Genomic DNA, 7,481 nt, shown 5'->3' on the forward strand with positions numbered 1-7,481 from the left:
GTCAACGGCGAATTTGATTTTCGAAATGGGACGAAAATGAATAAGGCTCACTTAATCAAGAAGTAAACTCTGGGCAGGTCTCTGATTTTGAGTAAAACACTAGCCCTAATCACGGCTCCACTATTCTTCTAAGTAACTAGAATTCATACCCAGTAGTCCTCTGAGTTAATACAAAATTGGTATTTTCTTTCTAAACAAATAGAAACTAAAGAAAGGACCTTACCTTGACTAAATTAACCAAAACCGTGTTAGCAATGAGCGCACTCAGCGTTGCTCAAGGCGTCGCTGCGGCAGACCAACCGAACATTCTTGCTATCTGGGCAGATGATCTTGGTTACTACAACACTAGCGCATACAACCGTGGAATGATGGGCTATGAAACGCCGAACATCGATCGTATTGCTAATGAGGGTGCTATTTTTACGGATATGTACGCACAACAATCTTGTACGGCTGGCCGTGCTTCGTTCGTGACGGGTCAACACCCATTCCGTACCGGCCTACTTACTATCGGTATGCCAGGTTCTGCACACGGGATTCCTGACTGGGCTCCTACCATTGGTGATGCTCTTAAAGAAGAAGGTTACGCAACGGCACAATTCGGTAAAAATCACTTAGGCGATCAAGACAAACACCTTCCTACAAACCATGGTTTTGATGAGTTCTTTGGTAACCTTTACCACTTAAACGCGGAAGAAGAGCCTGAAACCTACTTTTATCCTAAAGACCCAGAATTCAGAAAGAACTACGGGCCTCGTGGCGTTATTAAAGCAACCTCTGATGGCAAAATCGAAGATACGGGTCCACTGACTCGCGCTCGTATGGAAAACATCGATGAGGACTTTACCGAAGCCGCTATCACGTTCATGGAGAAATCTGTAAAAGAAGATAAGCCTTTCTTTATCTGGTACAACTCGACTCGCATGCACGTTTGGACTCGTCTGAACGAACATTACAGCGGTATTTCGGGTCAAGGCATCTATGCAGATGGTATGGCTCAACTAGACGACAATGTAGGCGCACTACTTGATACTCTTGAACGCTTAGAGGTTGCTGACAACACTATTGTTATCCTTTCTACTGATAACGGTGCAGAGAAGTTCACATGGCCTGACGGTGGTACATCTCCTTTCCACGGTGAAAAAGGCACAACTTACGAAGGCGGCATGCGTGTTCCACAAATCGTGAAATGGCCTGGTGTAATCGAACCTGGCTCTGCGGTTAATGCGCTAATGTCTCAAGAAGACTGGTTACCTACACTAGCTGCTGCTGCCGGTCATGACTCTATCGTTGAAGACCTTAAAGAAGGTGTTTCTCTAAATAATAAAGATTGGCGTGTTCACTTAGATGGCTCAAACTTTATGCCATATTTTGAAGGAGAGGCTGAAAAGTCACCCCGTGAAACTATCTTTTACTTCTCTGCAAACGGTGACTTCAATGCGCTTCGTTGGAACGATTGGAAAGCAAGCTTCGCTATGATGGAAGGCACAATGCAATCGGCTATCCGTCAAGCTCCAGCTTGGGCTTCAATTACGAACCTACGTATGGACCCGTTTGAAACCGCAGCGAAAGAATCTGGCATGTACACTCGTTGGATGGTAGACAACATGTGGTTATTCGTACCAATGTCTCAAGAAGTGATTAAGTTCATGGGCTCTCTAAACGATTACCCAATGCAACAAGGCCAAGGCTTCAGTGCCGCAGAGATCAATTACAACACGCTAAAAATGCAAAAGCTAATTCAGCAAATGCAAGCACAAAACGCCAAATAGCGGAGCAAGGGTTAAACAGCGGAGCAACAGCTAGATAACCCGGCTAACGACCATTAAAGATAACTGACTAATTAAAGCCCCACTGGGGCTTTTTTTGTGAGGCATCAACAATCTTTTTTCTAAACCATGAATGCGCCATATCTGCATTACGACTCTTGTGCCACACCAGATATTCAGTACCAAGATCCGATTCAAACGGTAAAGGCGACAGCTTAAAATCATCCAGCAAGCCATACCTTTCAAGTATCGATTTCTGACTAATACAAAGCCAATCCGTCCCTCTTACCATATCAAGCATTTCAAATGGGCCAGGCGCCTTTCGTGCAACCTTTCTACTTTTCGCATACTTACTGGTTTTGGTTAACGGCGATTCTTTGGTATCCCACATACTATGAAGAACATGCTTCTCTTCAAGGTATTCTTCCAACGTAATCTCGTTCCCTAATCTAGGGTGGTTTTTATCATAAGCAACCACCATAGGTTCGTTAGAGAGCTGAATACATTCCATTGCCGGATCGTTGATAGGCGTATGGACTATACACAAATCATATCGGTGTTGGCGAAGGTCTAGAACGATGTCTGCGGTATAGTAAGGGTCAATATGAAGACCTATATCTGGCGTTTCCGCATAGAGGATATCGGATACACGCTTCATCAATGAATAAGTTGCACCACTAATACAAGCGACATTAAACGACCTTTCAATTTTTGTTGGGTCGAACTTTCGCTTACTTGGAAAAGTCGATTCAAAGGCATCGTAGGCCTGTTTTATCTGAGGGTAGATGTCATAACAAAAACTGCTCGGTCTATAACCTTCCTTTGTTTTCACAAACAACGGATCATCATAGGTTTCTTTTAGTCGGTTAAGCGCCTTACTAATTGCGGGCTGAGTAACGCCAAAACGTTTCGCGGTATTCGAGATAGAGAGCTCTTCCATCATGACAACAAAATACGGGATCAGACTAAAATCAGTGTTTTTCATGTTCTATTTACCAAACTCGCGTACTAAATTAACTTTCATATCATTGAATTATACCGTATCAACCAAGCACTTCATTAGCGACCCTTTTATTTTGGGAAGTCACCTACGAATTATCATGCTAGAAAACGATGATTAACAAGAACACAAAAAGCCCACACTTGGCAGGCTCAGGTAACTCAAAGTCAGTGATGGCGTTTATTTGTTTTGTAACAGAGTAATCTCATCATTCACCCAGCCTAATAACTGCTTTGTCGCTTTAGATAAGACTTGGTTCTGCCTCACGATATAGCCAAGGCTGGTGCTAGAGAAATTGGTCAATGGCGTAACCTTTGAATTCAAATGCTGCTTGGTGGATATCGCAAACTCAGGAATGATGGCGACACCAAACCCAGCTTCTGCCCAGTCGATTTGAGCATCGACACTCCCTACTTCCATGACTCTATGATTGGGTAGATTAAGGCTTGGTAAACCTTCATCAATGAAGTCACGGGTTCTCGTATCGTGGCCAAGTAGAATCAATGTGAGTTCTGTCTCTATATCGTCATCTTTAACCTCGTTTCCTGTCTTGCTATCAGAGTATTGCATGTCTAGGCCATCGCCTAACGCACACCATGAAAGCTCTTGAAGCTTAGTAAAATAGAGCGACTCGTTGTGCTGCTCTTTCGCAATCACAAAACCAAGATCCGCCTGAGCGTTCTTAACTAAACTCGATGCTTGAGATGACGTAGTGTTCAGTAGCGTTAGGTCGATACCCGGATACTGCGCTTTGAACTTCTGAAACGGGCGAATCAACAAGAATCGGGAAATGATGTCACTTACGGCAATAGTTAACGTCCCTATTTTAAGGTCGTTAATGGCGTTGAGATCGGCCTGACAAATCTGCAGTTCGAGTAGCGTTCTTTTGCTAGTTTCCAATAGCCGCTCACCCGCTTGAGTCAATTGAAATGGACTTCTCTCTATCAACTTTATGCGTGTTTGTTGTTCTAATTGTTTTAGGTGCAAACTCACATTGGGTTGTGTCATATGCAGTGCATTGGCTGCTTTTCCGAAATGCTTATACTCCGCTAGCGTCACAAACGTCTTCAACAAATTAATATCGAGCATCATATCCCTCCCAGGTTTTTTTCATGATATATGAAATCCTTATCAAGATAATAAAGATAATTAATTTCTCTTATCCACTTTGTAGGCCTAACATGATTTCTCAATCAGTCAGGAGAAAAATTATGCCATCTATTGTTGTTGTAGGCGCAAACTGGGGCGACGAAGGCAAAGGCCGTATCGTTGATTTTTTAGCAGACCAAGCTTCTGCTAGCATTCGCTTTCAAGGCGGAAACAATGCCGGCCATACCGTAGTAAACGACTTCGGTACATTCAAACTGCATCAACTGCCTAGTGGTATTTTTAATCCTGATTGTACGGCAGTTCTTGGCCCTGGCATGGTGATCAGCCCTGCTGCGCTAACTCAAGAAATTGCAGAAGTACAAGCAGCTGGCATCAAAGTGAAAATGGCGATTTCAGACCGTGCGACACTTTGTCTACCTTTACACGCGCTTGAAGACACACTTGAAGAAGAACGTTTAGGCGATGGTGCTTACGGTTCAACACGTCAAGGTATTGCACCCGCTTACGGCGATCGTGTGATGAAGAAAGGCATTCTTGTTGGCTGGTTGAATCAACCTGAAATTTTGGAGCAACGCATTCAATTCTTACTTGATTGGAAGATGCCTCAACTTAAAGCGCTATACCCACAATGTGACTTCTCTCAGACTGCTTCTGAAATGACAGAATGGTTACTTGAAGTGACTAAAGCTTGGCGCCCATTCATTTGCAACGTAACTGAGCCGCTTAAAGCACTGCAATCGCAAGACGCGAACTTACTGTTCGAAGCTCAGTTAGGTGCAGGCCGTGACCTTGTTTACGGTGAATACCCTTGGACGACATCTTCAAATGTAACCGCTGCATACGCGGGTATCGGTAGTGGCTTACCTGCCCTTCGCCCCGAGCGAGTTATTGCTGTTGCTAAATCGTTCAGCTCATCTGTAGGTACTGGTACGCTAGTGACTGCAATGGAAGAGCAAGACAGCTTCCGCGAAAGCTCTAACGAATACGGCGCAACAACAGGCCGCCCACGTGATATGGGTTACTTCGACGCGGTAGCAACTCGCAACGGTGTTGACCTGCAAGCTGCAACGGAAATCGCACTGACTAAGATTGACTGCCTGTCTGGTTTGTCTGAACTTAAGATCTGTACCGCTTACTCAGGAGAGCACACTGAGAACCCGATTTGGCCACAAACGGCTGAACTAAAGCCTGTATATGAAGATATGGCTGGCTGGGATGAAGACATCACTGGCTGCCGCACGTTTGAGAGCCTTCCTCAAGCAGCACAAGATTACGTTACGCGTATCGAAGAGTTGATGGGCGTGCCAATCGTGATGGTATCAGTAGGTCCAGAGCGCGAACAAATGATCATTCGAGGTTAGAGCTCTATCGAGTATTTCAGCTAAAGCGGTTGTTTAGGCTGAAATACTCATTGATAAAAATCAAGTATCACCAATTTTAACTTTTCTGAACGATAAAGCTCGATTTAACAGTTTTTTATACACGTCGCCGAAATAGGCACTGCATTCATAGAGTTTGCACTTCCTCACTAAAAAGTCCGCATCAACCCTCTTATAAAACCAACTAGAAAGGCCTAAGTACTTGCGCACCTTAGTTCTTTCAGGTCAGACAACTCTTCCTCTGAAAGCTTTATATTGCCGTGGTTAGGTTGTTTACTGTGGCACTCCTTGCAAAGTGCCATCAGATTTCTAACAGAATTATTCGACTTCACACCATCGATATGATGGGTATGCAGCAACGTTTTACGCGTTACTAAAGAGACTCTACATTGCTCACAGCAGTATTGCTGGCTCGCTCTATAGCTAATGCTCATCTCGCGCCAATTCCCCGCATAAGAGAATGAACTGTATTCAGCGAGCCTTATCGGTAGATATTCATCGGGAAAGTAGCAATCACGCTTTTTTAAAAACTCAACAAGATCAAACTCGCGACAAATACGTTCCTTTTCACTCTCACCTTTCGCTAACAAATAAGGTCTGAATTTTAACTCCCTCATACACGACTTACACACGCAAAGCATGGCTTCAGCTTGTTTCCCCTTACTATCAGAAATTGGCATAAGCTCGTTGGTATATTGCAACGCAACAAATCGACCAAATCGATTCTGTTTTTTTTCGATTTGGACTGTAGAGCAATTAGTTAAATGGTATTTTTTTCCATGCGTATAGGGGTCTTTAGTTACAAGTTCCAGATCAACATGCTCCTTTATATAAACAATTACTCCATGTCCATCGTAATGAAATAAGTCGTTGTAAACGGAAACCTCTTTATCAAATTCTCCGATCACTCGCGCGTGCTGATAGTTTTCTAATACTCTCGAATAATCGACAGGCTCAAAGCTTATCGATACTAACTTTTTGGGCGGTGAAGAAGTAATTCCTTCAACGAGGGCACTAAACTCTCTCAAATCCAAATCCAGCATTATAGCTTCTCCAAAATCTCTTTGGCTTTGATTTCCGATTTAGTTATGACCTTAAATGACACTCTTCGAGAACGACTTGAATCTTCTTTACCAGTTGCATGAAAACGCAGTTGAGCAGGCCCATAACCTAATGCCGCGAGCTTTTTCATCACCCAACTGCCATGCTGCTCCAATATCCCGTCAAAGTTCACTACCTTTTCGAATACAGCACTCGCTCTATTCTGAGATAACATCATATTCTGTTTGTATGCCTCAAATGAGTTCAAACCCTCCCAATAAGAAGAAGTATGTCCTTCAATCTGAATTGCTTGAATATCATCTTGGTATTGCTCTAGCACATTAATGTAACGAGGGAAGAACACTTTCAGAGTACTCAGTAACGCGGGAGATAATTCGGATTCTGAAGATACAAAGTGATAGGGTTTAGCATAAAAATCAATACTAAGCGATTTATCCGCCGCAAGCTCCACTTGCCATTTATCGAAATCTTGCGTGAATTCCTTTTCTAGAGCTTGGTGAATACGAACTTGGGCTTCACTAATAGTTATGTCCATTGCCTTTATCACGCGTTTTTCCACATCAATACGATTCATCAAGGCGACACTAATAAGCAAGAAGATCACCATCAAACCTGCCATTAGATCAGATACCGAGAGCCAATGACTCGATTCTGAACTTTCTGCGTCTGGACTAAATAAATCTTGATGCATGGCTATACCATCTCTTCATGTTCAATACTTTTACGAGTGAATTCTTGCTCATATTGGCGATAGTTTTCAGAAAATTGCTGAGTAATTTGAACCAAACCACTACCTAAATCCGTCAACACTCGACTCAGCTTATCCTGAATCCCTTGCTCAAACTCCTTTGAGTTATCAAGCAAACTTTGATTGATGTGCTCACCCACTTTTAACGCAGATTTGGTTTGCATCTCCACTAACTGTTTGATTTGCTCAATTAACAACTCGTGATGCTCACTTGCAAAGTCGCTACTTTTGGAAAGCTGTTCTCGATGCTTTTTCATAAGTTCTTTGTCAACGTGTACTAATGTGTCACCAATGTTCTTAACATCACTCTTTGTACCTTTAACTAATGAACTCAGCTGGCTATTTAGATCATCAACCGAATCTTTTAGCGTATTCTTAATCGACTCAGCAGCTGAACTGATCTGCTCCAGTCA

Annotated in this window: 7 protein-coding genes; 2 read left to right on the top strand and 5 right to left on the bottom strand. The window is 43.1% G+C overall.

Going from position 1 to position 7,481, the window contains the following annotated elements:
• The first annotated feature begins 254 nt into the window (after window positions 1-254).
• Window positions 255-1,772, top strand: a complete 1,518-nt coding sequence (locus tag AB4589_RS15480; protein ID WP_372101042.1) for an arylsulfatase — start codon at window positions 255-257, stop codon at window positions 1,770-1,772.
• A 67-nt stretch (window positions 1,773-1,839) separates the two neighbouring features.
• Here AB4589_RS15480 and AB4589_RS15485 read toward each other — a convergent pair whose 3' ends face one another.
• Entirely contained in the window at window positions 1,840-2,754 is a 915-nt protein-coding gene (locus AB4589_RS15485) for a LysR family transcriptional regulator (RefSeq protein ID WP_009846875.1), read from the bottom strand.
• A 195-nt stretch (window positions 2,755-2,949) separates the two neighbouring features.
• Window positions 2,950-3,861, bottom strand: coding sequence for a LysR family transcriptional regulator (locus AB4589_RS15490; protein WP_372101036.1), 912 nt, complete (start codon window positions 3,859-3,861; stop codon window positions 2,950-2,952).
• 119 nt (window positions 3,862-3,980) lie between these two features.
• Between AB4589_RS15490 and AB4589_RS15495 the strand changes: the two genes are divergently transcribed.
• Complete coding sequence (locus AB4589_RS15495; RefSeq protein WP_009846877.1) at window positions 3,981-5,240, top strand: adenylosuccinate synthase; 1,260 nt, start codon at window positions 3,981-3,983, stop codon at window positions 5,238-5,240.
• A gap of 212 nt (window positions 5,241-5,452) precedes the next feature.
• Here AB4589_RS15495 and AB4589_RS15500 read toward each other — a convergent pair whose 3' ends face one another.
• From AB4589_RS15500 to AB4589_RS15510, 3 genes are read right to left on the bottom strand one after another with little or no spacing between them, the layout of a single operon-like run.
• Window positions 5,453-6,301, bottom strand: a complete 849-nt coding sequence (locus AB4589_RS15500; protein ID WP_009846878.1) for an HNH endonuclease — start codon at window positions 6,299-6,301, stop codon at window positions 5,453-5,455.
• Entirely contained in the window at window positions 6,301-7,011 is a 711-nt protein-coding gene (locus AB4589_RS15505; RefSeq protein ID WP_009846879.1) for an OmpA family protein, read from the bottom strand. Before AB4589_RS15505 ends, AB4589_RS15500 begins: the two co-directional genes overlap by 1 nt.
• Window positions 7,012-7,013: 2 nt before the next feature.
• Complete coding sequence (locus AB4589_RS15510) at window positions 7,014-7,325, bottom strand: hypothetical protein (RefSeq protein ID WP_372101038.1); 312 nt, start codon at window positions 7,323-7,325, stop codon at window positions 7,014-7,016.
• Window positions 7,326-7,481 lie beyond the last annotated feature (156 nt).

The sequence above is a fragment of the Vibrio sp. 10N.222.49.A3 genome, from assembly GCF_041475145.1.
Classification (GTDB): domain Bacteria; phylum Pseudomonadota; class Gammaproteobacteria; order Enterobacterales; family Vibrionaceae; genus Vibrio; species Vibrio tasmaniensis_A.

Excerpts from the sequence above, each read along its gene's own strand:
- AB4589_RS15505 (WP_009846879.1), bottom strand. The coding sequence starts at position 7,011 with ATGCATCAAGATTTATTTAGTCCAGACGCAGAAAGTTCAGAATCGAGT.
- AB4589_RS15510 (WP_372101038.1), bottom strand. The coding sequence starts at position 7,325 with ATGAAAAAGCATCGAGAACAGCTTTCCAAAAGTAGCGACTTTGCAAGT.
- AB4589_RS15480 (WP_372101042.1), top strand. The coding sequence starts at position 255 with ATGAGCGCACTCAGCGTTGCTCAAGGCGTCGCTGCGGCAGACCAACCG.
- AB4589_RS15500 (WP_009846878.1), bottom strand. The coding sequence starts at position 6,301 with ATGCTGGATTTGGATTTGAGAGAGTTTAGTGCCCTCGTTGAAGGAATT.
- AB4589_RS15485 (WP_009846875.1), bottom strand. The coding sequence starts at position 2,754 with ATGAAAAACACTGATTTTAGTCTGATCCCGTATTTTGTTGTCATGATG.
- AB4589_RS15490 (WP_372101036.1), bottom strand. The coding sequence starts at position 3,861 with ATGATGCTCGATATTAATTTGTTGAAGACGTTTGTGACGCTAGCGGAG.
- AB4589_RS15495 (WP_009846877.1), top strand. The coding sequence starts at position 3,981 with ATGCCATCTATTGTTGTTGTAGGCGCAAACTGGGGCGACGAAGGCAAA.